Origin of the sequence: Achromobacter sp. NPDC058515, from assembly GCF_042721735.1 — a bacterium.
Classification (GTDB): domain Bacteria; phylum Pseudomonadota; class Gammaproteobacteria; order Burkholderiales; family Burkholderiaceae_B; genus Achromobacter.
Genome location: NZ_JBHXNI010000007.1, coordinates 280,435 through 305,184, shown reverse-complemented (window position 1 = coordinate 305,184; position 24,750 = coordinate 280,435). Strand labels below are relative to the sequence as shown.

General features: G+C 67.7%; 22 protein-coding genes. 6 read left to right on the top strand and 16 right to left on the bottom strand.

Annotated elements, in window-relative coordinates; genetic code table 11:
* The first annotated feature begins 93 nt into the window (after nt 1–93).
* Nucleotides 94–1,521 (top strand): amidase family protein, encoded by a 1,428-nt coding sequence (locus tag ACFWP0_RS15175; protein WP_377843358.1) that lies wholly within the window; start codon nt 94–96, stop codon nt 1,519–1,521.
* 9 nt (nt 1,522–1,530) lie between these two features.
* Here the strand turns inward: ACFWP0_RS15175 and ACFWP0_RS15170 are convergent, their stop codons facing one another.
* The 9 genes from ACFWP0_RS15170 to ACFWP0_RS15130 all read right to left on the bottom strand — a co-directional run bounded on the left by ACFWP0_RS15170 (nt 1,531) and on the right by ACFWP0_RS15130 (nt 11,131).
* Nucleotides 1,531–2,316 (bottom strand): 2-keto-4-pentenoate hydratase, encoded by a 786-nt coding sequence (locus tag ACFWP0_RS15170; RefSeq protein ID WP_377843357.1) that lies wholly within the window; start codon nt 2,314–2,316, stop codon nt 1,531–1,533.
* Between the two features lie 4 nt (nt 2,317–2,320).
* Nucleotides 2,321–2,701 carry a hypothetical protein gene (locus tag ACFWP0_RS15165; protein WP_377843355.1) on the bottom strand — a complete coding sequence of 127 codons (381 nt, stop codon included), beginning with the start codon at nt 2,699–2,701 and terminating at the stop codon, nt 2,321–2,323.
* Between the two features lie 157 nt (nt 2,702–2,858).
* Complete coding sequence (locus ACFWP0_RS15160) at nt 2,859–4,139, bottom strand: glutamate-5-semialdehyde dehydrogenase (RefSeq protein WP_377843354.1); 1,281 nt, start codon at nt 4,137–4,139, stop codon at nt 2,859–2,861.
* 117 nt (nt 4,140–4,256) lie between these two features.
* Entirely contained in the window at nt 4,257–5,312 is a 1,056-nt protein-coding gene (gene holA, locus ACFWP0_RS15155; protein WP_377843352.1) for a DNA polymerase III subunit delta, read from the bottom strand.
* Nucleotides 5,313–5,315: 3 nt separating this feature from the next.
* A complete protein-coding gene (lptE, locus tag ACFWP0_RS15150; RefSeq protein ID WP_377843351.1) occupies nt 5,316–5,978 on the bottom strand; it encodes an LPS assembly lipoprotein LptE in 663 nt (220 codons plus the stop codon).
* A gap of 11 nt (nt 5,979–5,989) precedes the next feature.
* On the bottom strand, nt 5,990–8,647 hold the full coding sequence (gene leuS, locus ACFWP0_RS15145; protein ID WP_377843349.1) for a leucine--tRNA ligase: 2,658 nt from the start codon (nt 8,645–8,647) through the stop codon (nt 5,990–5,992).
* Nucleotides 8,648–8,734: 87 nt separating this feature from the next.
* On the bottom strand, nt 8,735–9,955 hold the full coding sequence (locus tag ACFWP0_RS15140; protein WP_377843348.1) for an MFS transporter: 1,221 nt from the start codon (nt 9,953–9,955) through the stop codon (nt 8,735–8,737).
* Between the two features lie 48 nt (nt 9,956–10,003).
* On the bottom strand, nt 10,004–10,516 hold the full coding sequence (locus tag ACFWP0_RS15135) for a MarR family winged helix-turn-helix transcriptional regulator (RefSeq protein ID WP_377843346.1): 513 nt from the start codon (nt 10,514–10,516) through the stop codon (nt 10,004–10,006).
* Nucleotides 10,517–10,672: 156 nt separating this feature from the next.
* Nucleotides 10,673–11,131, bottom strand: a complete 459-nt coding sequence (locus ACFWP0_RS15130; RefSeq protein ID WP_377843390.1) for an HU family DNA-binding protein — start codon at nt 11,129–11,131, stop codon at nt 10,673–10,675.
* Nucleotides 11,132–11,485: 354 nt separating this feature from the next.
* On the opposite strand from ACFWP0_RS15130, the gene ACFWP0_RS15125 reads away from it, so the two are divergent.
* The 3 genes from ACFWP0_RS15125 to ACFWP0_RS15115 all read left to right on the top strand — a co-directional run bounded on the left by ACFWP0_RS15125 (nt 11,486) and on the right by ACFWP0_RS15115 (nt 15,071).
* A complete protein-coding gene (locus ACFWP0_RS15125; protein WP_377843345.1) occupies nt 11,486–12,646 on the top strand; it encodes a D-alanyl-D-alanine carboxypeptidase family protein in 1,161 nt (386 codons plus the stop codon).
* Nucleotides 12,647–12,658: 12 nt separating this feature from the next.
* On the top strand, nt 12,659–13,207 hold the full coding sequence (locus ACFWP0_RS15120; RefSeq protein ID WP_377843343.1) for a hemerythrin domain-containing protein: 549 nt from the start codon (nt 12,659–12,661) through the stop codon (nt 13,205–13,207).
* A gap of 79 nt (nt 13,208–13,286) precedes the next feature.
* The gene (locus ACFWP0_RS15115; RefSeq protein WP_377843342.1) at nt 13,287–15,071 is read left to right on the top strand and encodes a SulP family inorganic anion transporter; all 1,785 of its coding nucleotides are present in this window, start codon (nt 13,287–13,289) and stop codon (nt 15,069–15,071) included.
* Nucleotides 15,072–15,093: 22 nt separating this feature from the next.
* On the opposite strand, the gene ACFWP0_RS15110 is transcribed toward ACFWP0_RS15115, so the two are convergent.
* The 4 genes from ACFWP0_RS15110 to ACFWP0_RS15095 all read right to left on the bottom strand — a co-directional run bounded on the left by ACFWP0_RS15110 (nt 15,094) and on the right by ACFWP0_RS15095 (nt 20,028).
* Nucleotides 15,094–15,861: an ABC transporter ATP-binding protein gene (locus ACFWP0_RS15110; RefSeq protein ID WP_377843340.1), complete on the bottom strand. Its 768-nt coding sequence runs from the start codon at nt 15,859–15,861 to the stop codon at nt 15,094–15,096.
* Entirely contained in the window at nt 15,858–17,735 is a 1,878-nt protein-coding gene (locus ACFWP0_RS15105) for an ABC transporter permease (protein WP_377843339.1), read from the bottom strand. The genes ACFWP0_RS15110 and ACFWP0_RS15105 overlap by 4 nt, the downstream gene beginning before the upstream one ends.
* Nucleotides 17,735–18,964, bottom strand: a complete 1,230-nt coding sequence (locus ACFWP0_RS15100) for an ABC transporter substrate-binding protein (RefSeq protein WP_377843338.1) — start codon at nt 18,962–18,964, stop codon at nt 17,735–17,737. Before ACFWP0_RS15100 ends, ACFWP0_RS15105 begins: the two co-directional genes overlap by 1 nt.
* A 146-nt stretch (nt 18,965–19,110) precedes the next feature.
* Nucleotides 19,111–20,028, bottom strand: coding sequence for a LysR family transcriptional regulator (locus ACFWP0_RS15095; RefSeq protein ID WP_377843336.1), 918 nt, complete (start codon nt 20,026–20,028; stop codon nt 19,111–19,113).
* Nucleotides 20,029–20,124: 96 nt separating this feature from the next.
* Here ACFWP0_RS15095 and ACFWP0_RS15090 point away from each other — a divergent pair, with 96 nt between their 5' ends.
* Entirely contained in the window at nt 20,125–21,192 is a 1,068-nt protein-coding gene (locus ACFWP0_RS15090) for an SDR family oxidoreductase (protein ID WP_377843334.1), read from the top strand.
* A 100-nt stretch (nt 21,193–21,292) separates the two neighbouring features.
* On the opposite strand, the gene rpmG is transcribed toward ACFWP0_RS15090, so the two are convergent.
* The 3 genes from rpmG to ACFWP0_RS15075 all read right to left on the bottom strand — a co-directional run bounded on the left by rpmG (nt 21,293) and on the right by ACFWP0_RS15075 (nt 23,203).
* Entirely contained in the window at nt 21,293–21,460 is a 168-nt protein-coding gene (gene rpmG, locus ACFWP0_RS15085; protein ID WP_003810296.1) for a 50S ribosomal protein L33, read from the bottom strand.
* A gap of 37 nt (nt 21,461–21,497) precedes the next feature.
* On the bottom strand, nt 21,498–21,734 hold the full coding sequence (gene rpmB / locus ACFWP0_RS15080; RefSeq protein WP_013395424.1) for a 50S ribosomal protein L28: 237 nt from the start codon (nt 21,732–21,734) through the stop codon (nt 21,498–21,500).
* A gap of 320 nt (nt 21,735–22,054) precedes the next feature.
* Nucleotides 22,055–23,203, bottom strand: a complete 1,149-nt coding sequence (locus ACFWP0_RS15075) for a Bcr/CflA family multidrug efflux MFS transporter (protein WP_377843332.1) — start codon at nt 23,201–23,203, stop codon at nt 22,055–22,057.
* 202 nt (nt 23,204–23,405) lie between these two features.
* On the opposite strand from ACFWP0_RS15075, the gene ACFWP0_RS15070 reads away from it, so the two are divergent.
* A complete protein-coding gene (locus ACFWP0_RS15070; protein WP_377843330.1) occupies nt 23,406–24,674 on the top strand; it encodes a class I SAM-dependent methyltransferase in 1,269 nt (422 codons plus the stop codon).
* Nucleotides 24,675–24,750: the final 76 nt, after the last annotated feature.

Sequence of the window (24,750 nt, the reverse complement as noted above, 5' to 3'; positions counted from 1 at the left end):
CGGCGCGGCTCCGGTTATCGGTGGCTTGTGGGGCGGCGCGACTGGCGCTAAGGTTTGGATGCCGCAAGAAAACCATGACCTCAGGAGTCGCGCGTGTCCGATCTTTGGCGTTTGTCCGCAGTTGAGCTTGCCGCGCTTGTCCGCAAGCGTGAAGTGTCCGCCGTCGAGGCCGCGCAAAGCGCGCTGGACCGGCTGGATGCCGTCAATCCCGCCATCAACGCGGTGGTGGAACATCGCCCCGAGGCCGTGCTGGCGCAGGCCGCGGACGTGGACGCCGCGCTGGCGCGCGGGGAAGACGCGGGGCTGCTGGCGGGCGTGCCCGTCACGGTGAAGGTCAATGTGGACCAGGCCGGTTTCGCCACGACCAATGGCGTGGGCTTGCAGAAGGACCTGATCGCCGCGGTGAACAGCCCCGTGGTGGACAATCTGCGGCGGGCGGGCGCGGTCATTCTGGGCCGCACCAACACGCCCGCGTTTTCGCTGCGCTGGTTCACAGGCAATGCGCTGCATGGCGATACCCTCAACCCCCGCAATCCGGCGCTGACGCCGGGCGGCTCGTCGGGCGGCGCCGCGTCGGCGGTGGCGGCGGGCATCGGCCATCTGGCGCACGGCACCGACATCGCCGGCTCGATCCGGTACCCCGCCTACGCGTGCGGCGTGCATGGCCTGCGCCCGTCGCTGGGCCGGGTGGCGGCCTACAACGCCGCCTTGCCCGAGCGTTCCATCGGCGGACAGATTACGGCGGTGTCGGGCCCTCTGGGGCGCACCATTGCAGACCTGCGGCTCGGGCTGGCCGTGCTGTCGGCGCCCGACCCCCGCGATCCGTGGTGGGTGCCGGCGCCCCTGGCCGGCCCGGACGCGCCGCGCCGGGCCGCGCTGTGCCTGAGCCCCGATGGCATGGAAACCGAGCCCGCCGTCGTGAAGGCGCTGCAGGAAGCGGCGCGGCGGCTGAGCGAAGCCGGCTGGACGGTGGATACGCTGGATGCGGTGCCGCCGATGCAGGAGGCTGCTGATCTGCAGATACGCATGTGGATGGCGGACGGCTATGACGCCATGCTGGCGGCCGCCGAAAAGGAGGGCGACCGCGGCGCATTGGTGGCGCTGGCGGGCCAGCGCGACAAGGCCGCGAGCGCGGACCTGAGCAGCTTTTCGGCGGTGCTGACCCGGCGCGCGACGTTGACGCGCATGTGGGAACTGTTCTTTGCCGAGTATCCGGTGCTGCTGCTGCCGGTGTCCGCCGAACTGCCGTTTCCCGACAATCTGGACCTGCAGGGCGACGCGGCCTATGCCCGCGTCTGGCGCGCGCAGACGACCCAGATCGGCGTGCCCTTCATGGGCCTGCCCGGGCTGTCGGTGGCCATGGGCAGCGCCATGAGCAGCGCGGGTCCGAGCCCGGTGGGCGTGCAGGTGGTGGCAGGGCGCTTTCGCGAAGACCTGTGCCTGGCGGCCGGGGAAATCATCGAGGCGGGGGGCGATGCCGTCCGCATCGCCGAGCCCGCGCCGCGCCAGGCGGCGCGGTAGAGCCCGGCCTTACTTGCTGAAGCGGACCCGCAGCACGCCCAGGTCGCCGTACGCCAGTTCAAGATCCTTGTTGGCGGGCACGTCCAGGAAACCGGCATAAGAGCCCGTGATGACGTGTTGGCCGGCAGCGAGGCCCAGGCCTTGTTCGCGCAGGAAGTTGGCCAGCCAGTACAGGCCGGCCTTGGGGCGGTCGTTGGGATGGATGCCGGCGTGCTGCTCGACTTCGGCGCCGTCCACGGACAGCGTGATGCTCATGCTGCCGGGCGCGGCGTCCGGCGAAGCGATGCGCGGGCCCAGCACCAGTCCCTGGTTGAACATATGGTCGGCCAGCAGCTCGGGCAGGCTGGCGTGTTCCGGGGATGCGTAGCGGCAGCCCAGCACTTCCAGCGCCAGGCGCGCGCCGCCAATGGCCGCGTCGACTTCCGCCTCGGTGTAGGGCGTGTCGCGGGCGGGCAGGTCGTGCGCGATCTCGAAGGCGATCTCGGGTTCGATGCGCACCACGTCGGCGCTGGCCGGGATCGGACCGGCCGCGGCATCGGCGGCGGTCGACGCATAAATGGGCGCGACGACGGTTTTTTCGGGCGTAGGCAGCGCGCTCTTCCAGGCGGCGATGCCGTCCTGGCGCGTCTCGCGCAGCAACTGCGCGGTGCGCTGCTGCACGGCGAAGGCCTGGCCCAGGGATTGCGGGCGGCAGGCGGCGGGCAGGCGGGGGCCGGCGATGCCGGATTCGCGCGCGGCGACCAGGTAGCGGGCGGCTTCAAGGCTGCCGGGATAGTCTTCGAATCGGATCTGCATGCGCTCAGGCTCCCAGGTACAGCATGATCCAAAGCACGATCATGGCAATGAGGCCCAGCCAGCACGAACCCCAGAAACCGACGATCGGCCATTTCAGGGAAAGCGGCGTCTTCTTCGGATCGACGTGGCCCAGCAGGTCGTTGGCGTTGCCGATCAGCCAGAAGCGCGTGCCCGGAAACATCAGGCGGAAGAAGTAATCGAGCATGATCGCGGCCTGGATCGACAGCGGATACTGATGGAACGGCCGGTGCTGCAGGAACGGGTGCTTCAGGGCGGCGTTGATTTGCTTGCTCTTGAAGAAGAACAGGACGATGCCGCTGATCGTGCAGGTGATGAAGCACAGCACGAAGAGGCTGAAGGCCATGGCCATGACTGGTGAATGCATGGGGGATCTCAAGAATGCGCGGCGCGCCGCGTCGGGATGATAAGAAGCTTGAATAAAAATTCTGGCCGTATTGTAGAAGGCTTGGCGGAGCCCCGTGTTCAGGGCTGCGTCAGCCGCCGCGCCCCGGCGCAATGCGGGGGCGCGGGCAGCGCGGGGTTCAGCCGCGCACCTGGCCTTCGCCGGTCAAGACCCATTTCAGCGTGGTCAGGCCTTCGAGTCCCACCGGCCCGCGCGCGTGCAGGCGGTTGGTGGAGATTCCGATCTCGGCGCCCAGGCCATATTCGAAGCCGTCCGCAAAGCAGGTGGGCAGGTTGACGTAGACCGAGCTGGAGTCAACCTCGCGCTGGAAGCGCTGGGCGGCGGACAGGTCTTCGGTGACGATGGCGTCGGTGTGGCCAGAGCCCCAGCGCGCGATGTGCTCGATGGCGTCGTCCAGCGTGTCCACGATGCGCACGGCCAGGATGGGGCCCAGGTACTCGGTGGCCCAGTCTTCTTCGGTGGCCGGGGTGGCGTGCGGCAGCAGGGCCAGCGTGCGCGGGCAGCCGCGCAGCTCCACGCCGTGTTCCGTAAAGGCCGCGGCCAGGCTGGGCAGGATGGAGACGGCCGCTACCGCGTCCACCAGCAGCGTTTCCATGGCGCCGCAAATGCCGTAGCGGTAGGTCTTGGCGTTGAAGGCGATGGCATGCGCCTTGTCGGGGTCGGCCGCCGCATCGATGTAGATATGGCAATTGCCGTCCAGGTGCTTGATCAGCGGCACGCGCGCTTCCTGGGACAGGCGGGCGATCAGGCTCTTGCCGCCGCGCGGCACGATGACGTCGATGTGTTCGGTCATGGTGATGAGTTTGCCGACGGCGGCGCGGTCCGCCGTGGCCACGACCTGCACCGCGTCCTGCGGCAGGCCGGCGGCCGCCAGGCCCGTCTGCACGACGCGGCCCAGCGCGATATTGGAGTGCAGCGCTTCGCTGCCGCCGCGCAGGATGGCCGCGTTGCCGGACTTCAGGCACAGCGCCGCGGCGTCGATGGTGACGTTGGGGCGCGATTCGTAAATGATGCCGATCACGCCCAGCGGGACGCGCATCTGCGCGACGCGCATGCCGTTGGGCCGCACGGTGGTGGCGGTGATGCTGCCGATGGGGTCGGGCAGGGCGGCGATCTGGCACAGGCCCTCCGCCATGTGGGCCAGCGTCTTGTCCGACAGGGTCAGGCGGTCAAGCAGGGCTGGCTCCAGGCCATTGGCGCGGGCGGCGGCAACGTCTTTTTCGTTGGCGGCCTTCAGCTCGTCATGGCTGGCGGCCAGGGCGTCGGCCATGGCCAGCAGCGCCTGGTTCTTGGCCGCGCTGTTGGCGCGCATCATGGCCCGCGAGGCGCGGCGGGCGTTTTCGCCCAGGGTGAGCATGGCTTGTTCGATGGAGGACGAGGACATGGCGGCGTCGATCATAGAGGTGGGGCGGCGTGGGCGCCGCCTGGAGAATCAGTGTATATCCGGCCGGATGGCCGGGCGAGATCCGGTCGGCCGACCGGATGGGGCAAGGCGGAGGCGGCGGCTATGCCGCCTTCACGGTCGTCCGCCGGCGGCGGCGACGCGCAGCGCCAGGCGGGTCATTTCTTCCCAGGGGTCGGAGAGGCGCCCGGGTACGGACAGGCCCTTGATCAGGCGGTCTACTTCGTGGGCGTGCTGCACGGCGGCGGGCCAGACGCCGGGCTGGACCCGGCCCAAGGCTTGCAGCGCCAGGCGTTCGTGGGCGCCGAAGATGCGCAGGCGGCGCATCAGGCCGTTGACGTCCTGGCCCAGCGCGCGCGCCTCCGCGACGCGGGCGAGCAGGCGGATTTCTTCGCCGACCGCCCACAGCACCAGGGGCAGGGCCTCGCCTTCGGCGCGCAAGCCGTCGATCATGCGGATGGTGCGGCCGATGTCGCCGGCGAGCATGGCGTCGCGCAGACCGAAGACGTCGTAGCGCGCCACGTTCAGCACCGCGCGCTCCACGTCTTGCGCCGCGAGCTGGCCCTCGGGGTAGAGCAGGCCCAGCTTCTGGATTTCCTGGTGGGCGGCCAGCAGGTTGCCTTCCACCTTGTCGGCCATCCATTGCAGGGTGGCGCTGTCGGCGCGCTGGTTCTGCCGCGCCAGGCGCATGCCGACCCAGGCGGGCAGGCGGCCCCGTTCGATATTGGCGATGTCGACCATCATGCCGGCGCGGCTCAGGGCCTGCACCCAGCGGCTTTCGCGGGTGGCCTTGTCCAGCCTGGGCAGGGCGATCAGCACCAGCGTGTCCGGGTCTGCCTGCTTCTCGGCCTGCTCGGCCAGCCTGGTCAGCGTGTCGGCGCCGGACTTGCCCGGCTTGCCGGTGGGGATCTTGATTTCAAGAATGCGGCGGTCGCCGAACAGCGACACGCTTTGGGTCGCGGCGGTGACCGAGCTCCAGTCGCTGCGCGCGTCCATCACCATGGACAGGCGGTCGGTGTAGCCGGCGTTGCGCGCGGCGGCGCGCAGCGTGTCCACCGCCTCGGTCACCAGGAGGGGCTCGTCGCCGGACACGGTGTACAGCGGCGCGAGCTGGTTGCCCGGCCGTTGCAGGTGTTCGGCCAGGCGGTCCGCGTCCAGGGGCTGTGCCATGGGCTAGCGCACGTTCGTCGGGTCGGTGACGGACGGAGTCTGCCAGGGCGTTGGCACGCGCTGCTGCTGCGGTTCGTTCGGGTTGAACAGCGGCGTATCGGCGCTTTCGCCGCGTTCTTGCGCGGTTTCGAATGCCTTGTGCACGTCCGGCGCCGTGATGCGGCGCAGCACGCGCGCCACCAGATCGCGCTGCATGGCCTTGAACAGGGTCTCGATCTGGCCCTGCTTGGCCTGCACGACCTGGTCGTCGTAGGGCATTTCTCGGTAGATGGACAACGTCGTGTCCGGGACCAGCGGGTTGCCCTGGGCGTCGATCAGGCGGAACGTGTAGTTGATGCCGAGTTCGTACGATTCGACGCGCCCCTGGGCGTTCAGCGAGACCTCGCGCAAGGTGCGAGAGTCGTTCACCTGCTGGAGGATGGCCTGCGCCTCCTTGGGCGAGTCCACCAGCTTGGTGTTGGGCGAGGCCGCGCGCAGGGCGCGGCGCACGTCGGCGCCGAACTGGGTGGTGTCTGGAATGCCCACGTACATTCTGTCGAACGGCATCGGGGTCACTCCCCGCAGCGCGAAGCCGCAAGCGGAGAGCAGCATGAACAGCGCCAGGCAGGCGCCGCGCAGCAGCCAGGATTGGCGGGGAAAGTGCGTTTTTTGCCCGGCGAAGTACATGCTCGACCTCATCAGCCTACGACGTTGACCAGTTTGCCCGGAACCACGATGACACGCTTGGGCGGACGGCCTTCCAGGAAGCGGGCGACCTCTTCCTGGCTGGCGGCAAGCTGCTCGATGTCTTCCTTGGCGGCCTTGGCGGCCACGCGGATCGAGCCGCGCAGCTTGCCGTTGACTTGAAGCATCAGCTCGATCTCGTCGGCGACCAGAGCGGCCTCGTCCACATGCGGCCACGGCGCGTCCAGCAGGTCGCCCAGCTCCTTCGCGTAGCCGAGGTCCTGCCACAGGTGCCAGGTGATGTGCGGCACCACCGGGTACAGCACGCGCAGCAGCACGCCCAGCGTTTCCGCGTAGGCCGCGTCGGCGGGGGCGCCTTCGGGCAGCTTGGCGTCGTCGATGGCGTTCAGCATCTTCATGCAGGCGGACACGACGGTGTTGTACTGGATGCGCTGATAGTCGTAGTCGGCCTGCTTGAGCAGCGAGTAGACCTCGCGGCGCAGATCCTTCACGGCGGCCGGGGCCTGCGTCCAGTCGGCGCCATGGGCCAGGCCGCGCGCCACGGCGTCGCGCTGGGCGTAACTGATCGACCAGAGGCGGCGCAGGAAGCGGTTGGAGCCTTCGACGCCGGAATCGGACCACTCAAGGGTCTGCTCGGGCGGGCTGGCGAACATGACGAACAGGCGGGCCGTGTCGGCGCCCAGCGTATCGATCAGCGATTGCGGGTCGACGCCGTTGTTCTTGGACTTGGACATCGTGCCCACGCCGCCGTAGGTGATGGCGGAGCCGTCCGACTTCAGCTTGGCGCCGACGATGGCGCCGCGGTCGTCGTAGACGTTTTCGACGTCTTCGGGCCAGAAATATTCGATGCCGCCCTGGGCCGTCTTGCGCGAATAGATGTGGTTGAGCACCATGCCCTGGCACAGCAGCTTGGTGAAGGGCTCGTCGAAGTTGAGCAGGCCCATGTCGCGCATGACCTTGGTCCAGAAGCGGGCGTACAGCAGATGCAGCACGGCGTGCTCGATGCCGCCGATGTACTGGTCCATCGGCATCCAGTAGTCATTGCGCGCGTCGACCATGGCGGTGTCGTTGCCAGGCGAGGTGTAGCGCATGAAGTACCAGGACGAATCCACGAACGTGTCCATCGTGTCCGTCTCGCGGCGCGCGGGCTTGCCGCAGCTGGGGCAGGAGCAGGACAGGAAGGCTTCGTTCTTGGCCAGGGGGTTGCCGCTGCCGTCGGGAATCAGGTCGTCGGGCAGGACCACGGGCAGGTCTTGCTCGGGCACCGGAACCGGGCCGCAATCCGCGCAGTGGATGATGGGGATCGGGGTGCCCCAGTAGCGCTGGCGGGAAATGCCCCAGTCGCGCAGGCGCCAGGTGGTCTGCTTTTCGCCCAGGCCTTGCGCGCCCAGATCCGCGGCGATGGCGTCCACGGCGTCCTTGTAGGAGAGGCCGTCGTACTTCCCGGAGTTGACGGTGCGGCCGGACTGCTTGTCGCCGTACCATTCCTGCCAGGCGTCGGTGGAGTATTCCTTGCCCGCCACGTCCACGACCTGCACGATGGGCAGGTCATATTTCTTGGCGAAGGCGAAATCGCGCTCGTCGTGCGACGGGACGCCCATGACGGCGCCGTCGCCGTAGGTCATGAGCACATAGTTGCCGACCCAGACCTCGACCTCGGCGCCCGTGACCGGGTGCGTGACGAACAGGCCGGTGGGCATGCCTTCTTTTTCGCGCGTGGCCATTTCGGCCTCGGTCGTGCCGCCCAGCTTGCACTGTTCAATGAATGCGGCCAGCTGCGGGTTGGAGCGGGCGGCATGCGTGGCCAGGGGGTGTTCCGGCGCCACGGCGCAGAAGGTCACGCCCATGATCGTGTCGGCGCGGGTCGTGAAGACGTACAGCTTGCCGTCCTGGATCAGCTGGCCGTCCTGGCCGGCGATCTTGTGCGGGAAGGCAAAGCGCAGGCCTTCGGACTTGCCGATCCAGTTTTCCTGCATCAGGCGCACGCGCTCCGGCCAGCCGGGCAGGTCGTTCTGGACGGCGCCCAGCAGTTCGTCGGCGTAATCGGTGATGCGCAGGTAGTAGCCGGGGATCTCGCGCTTTTCGACGAGGGCGCCAGAGCGCCAGCCACGGCCGTCGATGACCTGTTCATTGGCCAGCACGGTCTGGTCGACCGGATCCCAGTTGACGACCTGGGTCTTGCGGTAGGCCACGCCCTTTTCGAGCATCTTCAGGAACAGCCACTGGTTCCACTTGTAGTACTGCGGATCGCAGGCGCACATTTCGCGCGACCAGTCGATCGCCAGACCCATCGCCTTCATCTGCTTCTTCATGTAGGCGATGTTGTCGTAGGTCCACTTTGCCGGCGGCACCTTGGACTTGATGGCGGCGTTTTCCGCCGGCATGCCGAAGGCGTCCCAGCCCATGGGCATCAGGACGTTGTAGCCGCGCATGCGCAACTGGCGGGCCATCATGTCGTTGATGGTGTAGTTGCGCACGTGGCCCATGTGCAGCTTGCCGCTGGGGTAGGGCAGCATGGAGCAGGCGTAGAACTTGGGCTTTTCGGAGCCGTCGGCGTTCTTTGCTTGTTCGTGGACCAGATAAACGTCCCGGGCCTGCCAGTCTTGGTGGGCGGCCGCTTCGACGGTAGTGGGGAGGTAGCGTTCCTGCATGGGCTCGTGCGCGGTGGCAAAAAAGGGGTGAGCCGCCCCATCGCGCCGGGGCGCGGAGGCGGTCAAAACCCCTGATTATAGGAGGTGCTAGGCGCGGGCAGTGGCCGGGGCCGTTTCCGGGATGCGCGCGCTTGGCGCGAGGGCGCCGTAAGCCAGCGTAACGGCCCCCAGGACGGCGCCCGCGGTGACCACGCCGGGCCAGCCAAAATGGGCGTACAGCCAGGACGATACCAGCGAACCGGACGCTCCGCCGATGAAGTAGCTGGTCATGTAGCCGGCGGTCAGGCGGCTGCGGGCCTCGGGCCGCAGGCGGTACAGGGCGCTGGTATTGGTGACATGCACGCCCTGGATGGCCAGATCCTGCACCAGGATGCCCGCCAGCAGCGCGATGACCGAGGCCTGGCCGAAGGCCATCAGGCCCCAGGACCCCAGGAGCAGCAGAAGCCCGACCCGCGTTGCCAGGTTGCCCAGCCCCCGGTCGGCCAGGCGTCCGAAGCGGTTGGCGGCATAGGCGCCCGCGGCGCCGGCCAGGCCGAACAGGCCGATGGTGGTGTTGCTGTATTGATAGGGAGGGCTGGCCAGCAGGAAGGTCAGCGGCGTCCACAGCATGCTGAAAGCGGCAAACAGCAGGCCGCCCAGCAGGGAGCGGGCGCGGAACAGGGGCTCCTCGACGAACATGCGCAGGATCGAGCCCAGCAGGCGCGGATAGCTCATCGTCGTGGGGCTGTGGTAGCGGGGCAGGACCCGCCACAGGGCGGCGGACATGGCCAGCATCAGGATGGCGGCCACCCAGTACACCGTGCGCCAGCTTCCCACGTCAGCCAGCGCGCCGGCGACCGTGCGGGCCAGCAGAATTCCCAGCAGCAGCCCGCTCATGACCGTGCCCACGGCCTTGCCGCGTTCATGGGGCGCGGCCAGCGTGGCCGCGAAAGGCACGAGGATCTGGGCCACGACGGACAGCATGCCGGTCAGGGCGGTGCCCACGATCAGGACCGCGATATGGGTGGCGAAGGCGGAAATCAGCAGCCCGCCCGCGGACAGCAGGTTCATGAACACGATCAGGCTGCGGCGTTCGAACATGTCGCCCAGCGGCACCAGCAGCATCAGCCCGACCGCATAACTCAGCTGCGCGGTGGTGACGATGGCGCCGGCCGCGGCGTTCGATATTGAGAACTGCTCGCCGATGGTGTGCAGCAGCGGCTGCGCGTAATAGTTGCTGGCGACGGCCAGGCCCGTGGCCACGGACATCAGCAGGATGATGGGCGCGGTCAGGGCAGGCGTGGAAGTGGATTGCGAGGGGGAATTCATGGGCCTGGAGCAAAAAAAGCGAAGGGGGCGAAGGGAGGCGCGTTGGCGTCAGGCGCCGATGCCGCCCGGCGTGTCCTGGTCGTGCCTGATCAGCAGCTTCTTCAGCAGGCCGGCCAATTGCCGGCGCTCGGGGGGCGACAGCGGCTCCAGCAGCTCGTTCAGGTCCTTCAGATAATCCTTCAGCACCAGCTTGATCACGCGCAGCCCTTCAGCGGTGAGCGTCACGATGATGCCGCGCCGGTCGTCGGGATTGGGGGTGCGCAGGAGCAGGCCCGCCTGCTCGAGGCGGTCCAGGCGGTTGGTCATGGCGCCGGAAGTCAGCAGCAGGGCGTCGACCAGCTTCTGCGGGTTCATCGCATGGGGCGCGCCGGTACGGTAGAGCGTGGCCAGCACGTCGAATTCGCCCTGGTGGAGGTTGTGCCGGCGAAAGCCGCGGTTCACGTTGCGGGTGGCGAACGCGTTCAAACGGAACACGCGGGCGACGACCGACATGGCGGCGAAGTCCTGGCTGGGACACTCCTTGCCCCATTGCGAGATCACCTGATCGACGAGGTCATTCATGAGCTTGTGGAATCTATTTTGATATGAAGTTTCTTAACGTTGAGATAAATTCTAGCAGCCCGGCCGGGGGCGGCGCAAAGCGCGAGACAAAAAAGAAGGGCCCGCCTCTTGCGAGGCGGGCCCTTCCGGCTTGACCGGATACTGCGCGTAATGAAATTACTGCGCGGCGTCCTTCAGCTTCTTGAGCGGGCGAACCTTCACCTTGACCGAAGCCGGCTTGGCGGGGAACCAGCGCTCTGCGCCCGTGAACGGATCCTTGCCGAAGCGCTTGGCCTTGGCGGGAACCTTTTGCACGGCGACCTTGAACAGGCCGGGCAGCGTGAATTCGCCAGCGCCCTTCTTGTCCACGGAACCCAGCACCGAGGTTTCCAGGCTAGCCAGGACGGCCTTGACCGACTTGGCTTCGACGCCGGATTGCTCAACGATGTAGGCGATCAGTTGGGTCTTGTTCAGAGCAGCCTTGATGGCCTTGGGTGCAGCAGCGACCTTCTTGGCGGCGACGACCTTCTTTGCTGCCGGCTTCACAGCGGGTTTGGCGGCGGTTGCCTTCTTTGCGGGCGCCTTGACGGCGGGCTTGGTGACTTTCTTGGCAGGAGCTTTTGCTTTCGTGGCCATGGTCAAAATCCGTATGTTGAGGACATGGAGCAGCGCGCGCCGGGTATCGGCGTTTGACGCTACGCGCCCGATGATAGCGGAAGAGTGGCGCTTGATGCGGCTTTCTAACGGGTTTTCAGCCACTGTTTGTTGTTTTCAACGCAGAAAAGTGCTTTCTACAAGGGCTCTAGCAAGATGTCGTGACAATCGCGGCCGGATTTGCGGGAAATCATCGGCGCGTGAACCTATCGCGCCGCGCGTGTTCCAATTGCGGGCCAGGCGCGAAGGCGCATTGAGCGCAAATGCCTGGATTCAAGCGTTTTGCGCGTGTTTCCCGCGCCAGAAAAAAACCCTGCATGGAAGTGAAGCAGCTATATGTTGATGAAGAAGTTGGCGGCGAGCCTGCTCGTTGCGACCGCGTGTATTTCCGGCGCCATGGCGCAATCGATGCCTGCGCCGGCCCTGTCGGCCAAGGCGTGGCTCCTGCTGGACGAGACCAGCGGGCAGGTCATCGCGTCGCACGCGGCCACGACCCGGATCGAGCCGGCGTCCCTGACCAAGATCATGACGGCCTATGTCGTGTTCGAGGCCCTGAACAAGAAAGAGCTGTCGGCCGGCCAGTTGGTCACGGTCTCGACGCGGGCCTGGAAGGTGCCGGCCGGCAGCTCGAAGATGTTCCTGGAGCCCGGCTCGAAGGTGTCGGTGGACGATCTGCTGCGCGGCCTGATGATCCAGTCCGGCAATGACGCGGCCATCGCGCTGGCCGAAGCGGTGTCGGGCAGCGTCGAGGCCTTTGTGGCGCGGATGAACGACACCGCAGCGAAACTGGGCCTGCACGCCACGCATTTCGCCAGCCCGCACGGCCTGCCGGACCCGGGCACCTATTCAACCGCGAGCGACCTGTCCATTCTCGCCACGCGCTTCATCCGCGATTATCCGCAGCTCTACAAGACCTACGATTCCGCCAAGCAGTTCACGTTCAACAAGATCACGCAGCCCAACCGCAATCGCCTCTTGTGGCTGGATCCCAGCGTGGACGGCCTGAAGACCGGGCATACGGACTCGGCCGGGTATTGCATCGTCGCCACGGCGCACCGCCCCAATGGCGCGGACCAGCGCCGGCTGATCACGGTGGTGGTGGGCACGGCGTCGGACAAGCTGCGCACGCAGGAAAGCCGGGAGTTGCTGGAGTGGGGCTTCCAGGGGTTCAATACCATCAAGCTGTACGCGCGCGGACAGGCCGTGGCCACGCCCGAGGTCTGGAAGGGCGAAAGCAACAGCCTGAAGGCGGGTTTCGCGCGGGACGCCTACGTGACGGTGCCCGCGGGCGCCAAGGTCGAGCCCGTCTGGACGCCGCAAGCGCCCCTGGTCGCGCCGATCGCGGCCCAGGCCACGGTGGGCGCGCTGCGCGTGCTGGTGGACGGCAAGCCGGCCATGCAGTTTCCCGTCGTGGCGCTGGAGCCGGTGGCCGAGGCGGGATTCGCGGGCCGCGCGTGGGATTCCATCCGCCTGTGGTGGCGCGGGACCGAGGGATAACGGAGGCATGCAATGGCGGTGAGTTTTCCTGGAAGTCCGGCGGCTGCGCCGGGAACGAACGATCCGCTGGCCCTGCTGTCGGCCTGTCATGGGCGGATCGCCCGCCAATGCGCCACCCTGGCCCGCCTGGCCGCGCATCTGCCCGTGCACGGCAGCGACGCGGCGGCGCAAACGGCCGCCGCGAGCGTGTGCCGATACTTCGAGACGGCGGCGGCGCACCACCACGAGGACGAGGAAGAGGACCTGTTCCCGGCCTTGATCGAATCCATGGCGGGGTCCGACGCCGTTTGCCTGCACGCCCTGGTGGACGGCCTGGTGGCCGAGCATCGGCATCTGGCCGGATTGTGGCGGCCGTTGCGCCAGACGCTGTCCGAGATCGCGGCCGGACGTCCGGCGGAGCTGCCGCCGCAGCAGGTGCAGGCCTTCACCGAGGCCTATGCCGCCCACATCCGGCGTGAAGAGGATGAGCTGCTGCCGATGGCTGCGCGCTTGATACCGGACGACGCGCTGGCCGCGATCGGGCAGGCCATGAAGGTGCGGCGCGGCGGCGAGGCGGGCTGATTGGCGGCGCACGGGCGCGCGTTGCGCGCACCCGTGCGAGCGATTACGCTAGGGCCTGTGCACCAAGGAATATAAAAGGATGATGCAGGGGGGAAGGAACGTTGCGCGCCGGCTGTTCGGCTCGTGGGTGGACGAGGTCAGCCGGCTGACTTTGCGCGCCGATCTGACAGCGGGCCTGCTGGGCGCGCTGCTGGTCTTGCCGCAGGGCGTGGCCTTTGCCACGCTGGCGGGGCTGCCGCCCGAGTATGGCCTGTATTCCGCCATCGTGCCCTGTATCGTGGCCGCCCTGTTCGGCTCCAGCCGCCATGTGATGTCGGGCCCGACCAACGCCAATTCGCTGGCGCTGTTCGCGGTGCTGACGCCGTTGGCTGTCGCGGGCAGCCCGGGCTATATCCAGCTGGCGCTGGCCGTGACGGTGCTGGTCGGCGTAATGCAATGGCTCGTGGGCGCCTTGCGCCTCGGGTCGCTTGCGCATTTCATCTCCCCCTCGGCATTGTTCGGTTTCACCAGCGGCGCGGCCCTGCTGATCGCGGTGCATGCGCTGAAGGACGCCCTGGGCCTGCCGTCGCCCGAATCGCACGGCGCCGGCGCCTTGCTGGCGAGCCTGGCCACGCATATCGGGCAGGCGCATTGGGGCGCGCTGATGGTGACGCTCGCGACCCTGGGCGCCGCCATGCTGGTGCGCCGGCTGGACAAGCGCAAGCCCTACATGTTGGCGGGGCTTGCGGCCGGCGCGCTTGCCGCCGCGGTGTTCAATGCCCTGGTGGAAACGCGGGGCGGGACGCCGGTGCCCGTGCTGGGCGCGCTCGCCCAGCCGTGGCCGCCTTTTCACGTGCCCAGCATCGACTGGCGCGCGCTGCCTGACCTGCTGAGCCTGGCGTTCGCGCTGACCATCGTGGCGCTGGCGCAATCCATTTCCATCGCCAAGGCGGTGGCTTCGCGGTCGGGCCAGCGCATCGACGCGAACCGCGAATTCGTGGGCCAGGGGCTGTCCAATATCGTCGGCGGCTTTTTTTCCTGCTACCTGTCCTGCGGGTCGCTGAACCGCTCGATCCCCAACTACGAGGCCGGCGCAAAGACGCCGCTGGCGTCCGTGTTCTCGGCGGTGCTGCTGGTGATCCTGGTGGCCGTTTCGGCGCCGCTGCTGGCGATGATTCCGCACGCCGCGATCTCCGGCCTGCTGCTGCTCGTGGCCTGGACGCTGCTGGATGTTCCGCGCTGGCGGCAACTGATCCGCACCCAGCCCGGCGAATGCGCGATAGCGGGCGCGACCCTGGCCGCCACGATCACCATCCGCATGGAGGTGGCGATCCTGCTGGGCACGGTGCTGTCGCTGATGGTCTACCTGCACCGCACGTCGCGGCCCGCGATGCGGACGATGGGGTTCGATTCGCGCGGACTGGACCGGCGCTTTGTCGTGCTGGAGCACCAGCAGGACGCCTTGCCGGAATGTCCCCAGTTGAAGCTGCTGCGCATGGAAGGCTCGGTCTACTTCGGCGCGGCGGCGCACGTCGCGCAGCGCCTGCACGAGCTGCGCGCGGCGCCCGACGCCCCACGCCATCTGCTGGTGATGGCGAAAAGCATGAACTTCATCGACCTGGCCGGCGCGCAGGTCTGGGACGATGAGCTCGCCGCCCGGCGCGCGATGGGGGGTGACCTGTACTTCCATCGGCCGCGTCCGGAGGTGCTGGACATGTGGCGCCGAACGGGCTTTCTTGAGCGCCTGGGCGCGGACCATATCTTCCCGGACAAGGCGACCGCGCTGCATGCCATCTACGCCAAGCTGGACCGCGGCATCTGCGCGGGCTGCAAGGCCAAGATCTTCTGGGAATGCCAGCCCGAGAGTCCGCAAAGCGGCGGCTGAGGCGGCTTGCGGCCGCCTGGGCTCAGGCGGATTGCGGCGCTTCGGCGCCCAGGTAGGCGGCCTTGACCCGTTCGTCCGCGGCGATGTCCCCGGGCGCGCCTTCGGCCAGCAGGCTGCCGCGCACCAGCACCGCAATGCGGTCGGCGTGCTTGAAGACGACGTCCAGGCTGTGTTCCGTGAAGAGGACGGCGATGCGCTGCGTGTCCGCCAGCTGGCGGGTCAGGCGCATGAGCGCGTGGCGCTCGTTGGTGGCCATGCCGGCGGTCGGCTCGTCCATGAGCAGAAGGCGCGGCTGATGCGCCAGCGCCATCGCCAGCTCGACCCGCTTGACGTCGCCGTAGGCGAGCGTTCCGCAAGCCACGTCCGCCTTGTTGGCCATCTGCACCTGCGACAGCAGGGTCATGGCTTCGTCGACGGCGTGCCGGGCGGCGCGGCGCCACGGATTGAAGAGCAGCCGGTCGCGCGAGAGCAGGGCCGTCTGCACGTTTTCCCGCACGGTCATGGAGCGGAAGGTGGCGGCGGTCTGGAAGCTGCGGCCCACGCCCAGCCGGCAGATCCTGGCGGCGGACAGACCGACCAGTTCGCGGCCGTCCAGCCGGACCGAACCGGCATCGGGGCGCAACTGTCCGCCCAGCACATTGAAGCAGGTGGACTTGCCCGCCCCGTTCGGGCCGATCAAGGCCAGCATGCGGCCGGCTTCGAGCGTGAAGGACACGCCCGCCAGCGCGTCGACGCCGCCGAACGATTTGCGCAGGTCCTGGACTTGCAGCAGTGGGGCGGGCGAAGTCATGCGGGCCTCCCGCGCAGGCGCGCGGCGGCGCCCGCCAGGCCTTCCGGGAAGGCCATGACCAGCGCCAGGATGGCCACCCCGAGCACGGCGTGCCAGTACTCGGTGCTGCGCGCGGCGGCGTCCTGCAGCCAGGTGTACGACGCCGCGCCCACGAGCGGCCCGGCCAGCGTCTGTATGCCGCCCAGCAGCACCATGACCAGGCCGTCCACCGAGCGGCTCACCGCCAGCACGTCGGGCGCGATGCTGCCCTTGGAAAATGCGTAGAGCGAGCCGGCCAGGCCCGCGGCGAAGGATGCCGCGACAAAGCCTGCCCACTGCACGCGCCGCGTGTCCATGCCCAGCGCTTCGGCGCGCAAGGGGGAATCGCGCACGCCGCGCAGCGCGTAGCCCAGTGGGGAGAACGCCAGCCGGCGCAGCCACCAGACGCCCGCCGCGCACAGCGCCAGCGTCGCGTAATAGAACCAGGGGCCTTGCGTCAGCCAGGCCGAGGGCCACAGCCCGGTCAGGCCGTTGCTGCCGCCCGTCACGTCGTCCCACTGATACGTAAGCGCCCACAGGATCTGCGCGACGGCCAGCGTCAGCATCGCCAGGTACACGCCCGACAGGCGCACGCAGAACCAGCCGAACACCAGCGCGCCGAACGCGGCGGCAAAGGGGCCCAGCAGCAAGGCCGCTTCCATCGGCACGGCGGCCAGCTTCAGCAGCAGCGCGGCGCCATAGGCGCCCAGGCCGAACCAGGCCGCATGGCCGAACGAGGTCATGCCGGCCAGGCCGGTCAGGAAGTGCAGGCTGGCGGCAAACAGCGCGGCGATCAGGATCTCGGTCATCAGGATGCTGAGATAGGGCCAGTACAGGGTGGCGACCGGCACCAGCGCCAGCAGCGCCAGCAGCAGGCCGTAGGCCAGCCGCAGGCGCGGGCCGGCGGGGGCGATGGGACGCTCGGGCATGCCGGCGTGCGAGCTTGGCGCGGGCGGCTTGCCCAGCAGGCCCCATGGCCGCACCACCAGCACCACGGCCATGACCGCGAATTCGGCCAGCAGCGTGAGCTTGGAGAGGTTGAAGACCCAGGGGCCGACAGGCACTTGCCCCAGGAAGACGAACAGGGCCTTGACGGAGCAGATGAGGAGCGCCGCCAGGAAGGCGCCGGGAATCGACCCCAGGCCGCCCACGACCACCACCACGAACGCGCTGGCGATGACTTCCAGGTCGAGCCCGAGCGTGGCGGGCACGCGCGGCGCGGCCAGGGCGCCGCCCAGGCCGGCCAGGAAGGCGCCCAGGGTGAAGGCCGAGGTGAACAGCCAGGCCTCGTTGACGCCCAGCGCGGCCAGCATCCTGCGGTTCTCCGAGGCGGCCCGCAGCAGCCTGCCCCAGCGCGTGCGCATCAGCAGGAGCCAGAGCAGGCCCAGCACGACCGGGCCCGCGGCGATCAGCAGGAGGTCGTATTGCGGATAGCGGCGGCCCAGGATCTGGACGGCGCCGGACAGGCCGGGCGCGCGGGCGGCGAAGAGGTCTTCGGGGCCCCAGATGGCCAGCGCCGCGTCGCCGATGATGAGCACCAGCGCAAACGTGGCCAGCAGCTGGAACAGTTCGGGGGCGCGGTACAGGCGCTTGAGCACCAGCCATTCGGCGGCCGCCCCGATCAGGCCGGTCGCCAGCGCCGCCAGCAGCAGGCCGGCCCAGTAACCCGGTCCGTCGCCGAAGTAGCTGGTGAACGTCCAGGCCAGGTAGATGCCCAGCATGTAGAACGAGCCATGCGCGAAGTTCACCACGCGCGTCACGCCGAAGATCAGCGACAGGCCGGCGGCAACCAGGAACAGCGCGCTGGCGTCCGCCAGGCCATTGAGCAGCTGCAGCAGCAGCCCGGAAAGATTCATCAGGGAGCCGGGCGCATTTTGCGCACCTGTTCGTCGGGCGGCTGCAGGCGGGCGCCGTCTATGTAGACGAAGTCCTTCATGATGCCCTTGCCGTCTTCCAGCGCGGTCACGCCCACGTACACGCCCATCGTCGACTGGTGGTCGATCTTGCGGTATTGGATGGGGCCGTAGGGCGTATCCACCTTCAGGCCCGCAAAGGCGTCGACGAGCTTTTCCGTGTCCACGGAGCCGGCGGCCTTCAGGCCTTGGGCAATGGACATCAGCGAGGCGTATCCGACCACGGAGCCGACCTTGGGCGTTTCGTTGTAGCGCTTCTTGTAGGCTTCGACGAAGGTCTTGTTGGCCGGCGTATCGATGGCGTACCAGGGGTAGCCGGTGACGATCCAGCCGGTGGGCGTGTCGGCGCCCAGCGGTTCCAGGTACTCGGGCTCGCCCGACAGCATGGACACCACGGCGCGGTTCTCGAACAGGCCGCGCGTGTTGCCTTCGCGCACAAAGCGGGTCAGGTCGGCGGCGAACAGCACGTTGAAAATGGCATCGGGCTTGGCGTCGGCCAGCGCCTGCACGACGGCGCCGGCATCCACCTTGCCCAGCGGCACGGCCTGTTCGGCCACGAATTCCACGTCGGACTGGAACGCCTTCATCATGGCCTTGAACGTGGCCACGGCGGATTGCCCGTATTCATAGTTGGGATAGACGATGGCCCAGCGCTGCTTGCGCAGGGCGAGCGCCTTGGGGGCGAGGGCCGCCACGTGCATCCAGGTGGACGGGCGTAGGCGGTAGGTATAGCGGTTGCCTTCCTGCCAGGTGATCTTGTCCGTGAGCGGCTCGGCGGCCAGGAAGAAGACCTCTTGCTGCTTGGCGAAGTCGGTCAGCGCCAGGCCGGTATTGGACAGGAAGCCGCCGAACAGCAGCTCGACCTTCTCGCGCGCCAGCAGTTCCTGGGCGGCGCGCACCGAGTCGCCGGGATTGCCGTTGTCGTCGCGCGAGATGACCTCGAGCTTTCTGCCCAGCACGCCGCCCGCGGCGTTGACCTCTTCCAGCGCGAGCTGCCAGCCCTTCTTGTAGGGGCCCAGGAAGGCGGGGATCGCCTTGTAGCTGTTGATCTCGCCGATGCGGATCGGCGGCTCCTTGTCTTTCGCGACGGCAGGGGCGGCCGGAGCCAGCGCCAGGGCCAGGAGCGCGGGCGCAAGCGCGCGGCGCATCAGGGTAAGGCAGGGACGGATCATGGCAGGGTATCGCAGCAGAAGAGGGATCGGGCGTCGCCGCGCGCCTGGGGCGGCGCGGCTGGCGCTAATTGAAACATGCGCATTCGCGATGCGGCAATAAGAAAGGCCCTCCATGGCGCGCCTCTGCGGCCAGCTAGCGGCGCGAGCTATCTGATCCACAGCTTAGCCTCGAATTCTTGCGCCAGCACGTTGACCTTCGGCGTCAATTGGCGCGCGACCGGCCACAGCAGGGTGAGTGGCAAGCCATCCGTGGCCGAGCCGCCGAGGATCTCAACGATGCGTCCGGCCTCCAGGTCCTCCCGCGCCAGCCACGTCGCGAGCTGAGCGATGCCCAATCCTTCCCGGACGAACGCCAACTGGGCCTCGGCGTCGCCGGCGACGATGCGCGGGCGCGCCACGACGTGCCGCGCGGCGCCGCCATCCTCCAGCGCATACGACCAGGGGAGCGAGCTGCCATCGGGCCGGCCATAGACTATGCAAGCATGATCGCGCAGCGCATCGATCGTGTTCGGCGTGCCGCTACGCGCCAGATAGGCCGGCGCGGCGCAGAAAATCAGGCGCTCCCGGCCGAGCTCGCGCCGCGCGAGCGAACCCGGCAGGTCCGGCGGCCCGCCGATGCGCACGGCCAGGTCGATGCCTTCCTCGGCCAGGTCGACGAAACGGTCGGCGAACAGCAGGTGCGGCCGCAGGTCCGGATATTGCGTGGCCAGTCGCGCCAGCAGCGGCACTACGCAGCGCCGCCCGAAAGACGCCGGCAGCGCCATGCGCACGGCGCCGGCCGGCTCGCGCATCTGTGCGGCCAGCACCGATTCCGCCTCGGCCAACGCCTGCAGGATGCCCGTGCAGGTTTCGTAGAACGCGCGACCGGCGTCCGTCAGCATCAGGCGGCGGGTCGTTCGCTCGAACAGCGGCACGCCGAGCCTCGCTTCGAGCCGGGCGACGCTCTTGCTCACCGCCGAACTCGTCAGGTTCAGTTGCTGTGCCGCTGCGGTAAAGCTGCCTGCATCGGCCGCCTGGACAAACGGGACGATGCCTTTCAGGCGCTCGGTCGGAAATGCCGTCATTCGTGACTCAGATTCTGCAATGTTGGGAAATATTATCCCGATACGGAAAATAATTCTGCCCTATCCTGATCGGCACATGAACACCGGAGTCATTGCATGAGTCATAACGCACTTATCGTCGGAGCCAGCGGCATCATCGGGCGCGCTTTGTCGGAACATCTGTTGGCGCAGGGCTGGACGGTGCACGGCCTGTCGCGCGGCCGCGCAGCAACCGTGCCGGGCAGCACACCCGTCATCGCGGACCTGACTGACGCCGCTTCCGTGGCCGCCGCGGCGGCGCAACTCGACATCACCCATGTGTTCTTCACCGCCTGGTCCCGGCAGGCTACCGAGAAAGAGAACATTCGCGTCAACGGCGCCATGGTGGGCAATGTCCTGGAGCCGCTCGGGCGTGCGTCCAGGCTAAGGCACGCCGCGCTGGTGACCGGGCTGAAACACTATCTCGGCCCCTTCGAGGCGTATGCGGCGGGCGCCGTGCCCGATACCCCATTCCGTGAAACGCAGGGCCGCCAGCCGGTGGACAATTTCTATTACGCGCAGGAGGACCGGCTGTTCGAGGCCGCCGACCGCTACGGCTTCGGCTGGAGCGTGCACCGTCCGCACACGATCATCGGGTCCGCCGTCGGCAACGCCATGAACATGGGCCAGACCCTGGCGGTCTATGCGACGCTGTGCAGGCGCACCGGCCAGCCGTTCGTCTTCCCTGGCTCGGCCGCGCAGTGGAACGGACTTACGGATATGACCGACGCCCGTCTTCTGGCGCGGCACCTGGAATGGGCCTCGACGCACGAGCAGGGGCGCAACGAGGACTTTAACGTCGTCAACGGCGACGTATTTCGCTGGAGGACGCTGTGGGGGCAAGTGGCTGGCTACTTCGGCGTCGAGCCCGCGCCGTTCGACGGCAACATGCGCCCGCTGGAAGGGCGAATGCGGGAGGCCGCGGATGAGTGGACCCGGATCGCCGCGGAACACGGCCTGCGCGAACCTCATATCGACCGGATCGCCTCGTGGTGGCATACCGACGCCGATCTCGGGCGCCCGATGGAGGTCGTGGCCGACATGACCAAGAGCCGCAAGGCCGGGTTCCTGGACTACCAAAGCACGCCGGATGCGTTCTTCGATCTATTCGAGCGCCTGAAGGCCGAGCGCCTCATCCCCGCCTGAACGATCGCCGCCTCGGCCAGGCTTGACGGGCGTGGGGCAGCCCAGAATCAAAAAGGCCCTGCGATGCAGGGCCTTTTTCGAACCGAGGATACCGGCTGAATTACTTCAGCTTGGTTTCCTTGTAGTCCACGTGCTTGCGAGCGACCGGATCAAATTTCTTGATCAGCATCTTCTCGGGCATGTTGCGCTTGTTCTTGGTGGTCGTGTAGAAATGACCCGTGCCGGCAGTCGACTCGAGCTTGATCTTTTCGCGGATACCTTTGGCCATGTCGTGCTCCTAGTATGTAGATTGGCGGGGAGGCCGATTAGGCCATTTCGCCGCGGGCACGCATTTCGGCCAGCACGGCGTCGATGCCGTTCTTGTCGATCGTGCGGATGGCCTTGGCCGAGACGCGCAGGCGAACCCAGCGGTTTTCGCTTTCAACCCAGAACCGGCGCGATTGCAGGTTGGGCAGGAAGCGACGCTTGGTCTTGTTGTTCGCGTGCGAAACATTGTTGCCCACCATCGGGCCTTTGCCGGTCACTTGGCATACGCGTGCCATGGATGCACCTCTTAAGTGTCGTTCTTGCCGCGCATCGCTGTGTGGGGGTAGACAGGGTTTTAGCCGCCGGCCAAGGCTGCGCTGCGCGCTGCCTTGGCCGGCCACCCAGTCTTAGTGGATGAGGAGCGAAAGTGCCTTCCGCCCCCGTGCTTATACCCGCTGCCTGCCACCCGCCGTTTTTTCAACGATTTTGCAACACTGCGCTGCGCGGTTGGGGGTCAGAGTGCTGAACTACAAAGCATAGTAGTCCGGCACGGGAAACTTCATGTGAAGACGTAGATTCTAATACGAAAAACGTAAGTAAATCAAGCGGGCAGGCGTCAGGCAGGGTGCGAGCTCGCCACGCGGCCCGAAATCCAGGACAGGCAGGCGCAGGTTGCCAACGTGGTCGTCAGGGGCAGGGCGCTGTCCGTCTGCCAGGCGCTGACGGCGAAACCCGCCAGCGCGCCGCAGGACAGCTGAAGCGTCCCCAATAGCGCGGACGCCGCGCCCAGGCGCTTGCCCTGGTCCGACAGCGCCAGGGCGGCCGAGTTGGGGTTCACGAAGCCCTGGCTGCCCATGTAGCCGATCAGGCACAGCATCAGGAGCGGCAGCGTCATCCATCCGGCCAGCGTCAGGGCCACGGCCGCCAGGCTGGCGCAGGCCAGGGAGATCAGGGCGCTGCGCTGAAGCTGGCGCGGCGTGTAGGTGCGCAGCAGGCGGGCGCTGATCTGCGAACAGATGATGAGGGACAGCGCGTTGGTCCCGAACAGCAGTCCGTAGTATTGCGGCGGCACGCCGTAGAGTTCGATGAAGACGCGGGGCGAGCCGATGATGTAGGCAAACATGCCGGCCTGGCCAAAGCCGCCCGCCAGGCTGTGCGCCATGAAGCCGCGGTGCGCGAAGAGGTCGCGGTAGTTGCGCAGGATGGTGCTCCAGCGCAAGGGCACCACGCGTTCCGGCGCCAGCGATTCCTTCATGATCATCGTGACCGCGACCATCAGGATCGCGCCGCCCACCAGCATCACCCAGAACAGGCTGCGCCAGGTGGTGATGGCCAGCAGCTGCCCCCCGGCCAACGGCGCGAGGATCGGGGCGAGGCCCATGATGAGCATCAGCAGCGACATGGCGCGCGCGGCCTCATGGGTATCGTAGTGGTCGCGGATGACCGCGCGCGGGATCACGATGCCGGCCGCGCCGCCCATGGCCTGCACCACGCGCCATCCGGTCAGCGCCTCGACCGAGCCCGACAGCGCGCAGCCCAGCGAGGCCACCATGAACAGCGCCAGCCCCACCAGCAGCGGCGGCTTGCGCCCGTAGCGGTCGGCCATGGGGCCGTAGAACACCTGCGCCATGGCCAGCCCGATCAGGTAGGCCGCCAGCGTGCGCTCGACATCCCCGCGCGCCACGCCCAGGTTCGCCGCGATCGTGGGGAACGCGGGCAGGTACATGTCGATGGCGAAGGGGCCGATGGCCGTCAGCGCGCCCATGAGAATGAGCCAACCAGGCAGGCCGCTGCGGGAAGTTTGTGTTGGGGGCATGTGGATCGCGGTAAAACGCAGAGACAGGGCGCGGGTATGTGCTGCATGGTTTGCGCCAAGCCAGCGACTTTATCATGGGCTGCCTTACAGGCAGATTGCGGACGTTTTCCGATAAAGTTTCCGGCGTCTTTACGTATCCAGAGGAGAAGCCATGAATCCTTTGCTGTCGGTCGTGGAACGCAAACTTCAGGCGCTGCCGGTCCCCGTCCAACTGGTGCTGCCCGACGGCGCGGTGCTGGGTCCCCCAGACCCCCGCGTCCGTTTCGTGGCGCATGACAAGACCGCGCTGGCCCATCTGGCCCAAGGCGCCGTGGGCATCCTGGGGCAGGACTATGTGGAAGGGCGGATCGATATCGAGGGCAATATGCGCGATGTCATGGCGGCCGCGTCCGCGCTCCTGCCCGGTTCGCCCGTGGAGGCGGCGCGCGGCGGCTGGCTGACCGAGCTGGTGCGCAAGGTGATGTCGGTGTGGCGGCATTCGGTGGAGCGCGACGCCAAGCAGATCGAATTCCACTATGACCTGTCCGACGACTTCTACGCGCTCTGGCTGGACCCGCGCCGGGTCTATTCCTGCGCCTATTTCCGCGCGCCGGGCATGACGCTGGCGCAGGCGCAGGAGGCCAAGCTGGACCTCATCTGCCGCAAGCTGCGCCTGCAAGCCGGCGAGCGCTTCCTGGACGTGGGCGCGGGATGGGGCGGCTTGCTGCTCTGGGCGGCCGAACACTATGGCGTGGACGCCACCGGCATCACGCTGTCTCGCAACCAGCATGCGCACGTCACGAAGCTGATCCAGGAAAAGGGCCTGGGCGGGCGGGTCCGCATGGAGCTGCTGGACTACCGCAAGCTCGACGAGTCGGAGCCTTACGACAAGATCGCGTCCGTGGGCATGTTCGAGCACGTGGGACGCGCACAGCTGGAAGGCTATTTCGCCAAGCTGCGCCGCTTGCTCAAGCCGGGCGGGCTGATCATGAACCACGGCATCACCGCGGCCGGCGTGTACAACCCCGAGCTCGGCAACGGCATGGGCGAGTTCATCGAGAAGTACATCTTCCCCGGCGGCGAACTGACCCATGTCAGCGTCGTGATGGAAGCCATGACCAATGGCGGCCTGGAGGACGCGGACCTGGAAAACCTGCGGCCGCATTACGCGCGCACCTTGTGGGCATGGAGCGACGCGCTGGAGGCCAGGCTGCCCGAAGCGGCCCGGATACTGGGCGCCGGCCAGGGCGAGCGTTCGCTGCGCGCCTACCGCCTGTACCTGGCCGGCTGCGCGATGGCCTTCGAGCACGGCTGGATCGCGCTGCACCAGATCCTTGCCCAGCATCCCGCGACCGGGCGCCACGACGAACTGGACCATCCCGCCGATCTGGCCTATCCGTGGCGGCGAGACTATATGTACGGGAATCCGCCCGGGGGTTGACCCGGGCGGCGGCGAGCGCGGATCGATCCGGGTGATTTGCAAATCGCCGATCCGTCGTTCGCCCTGATGTTCGCGC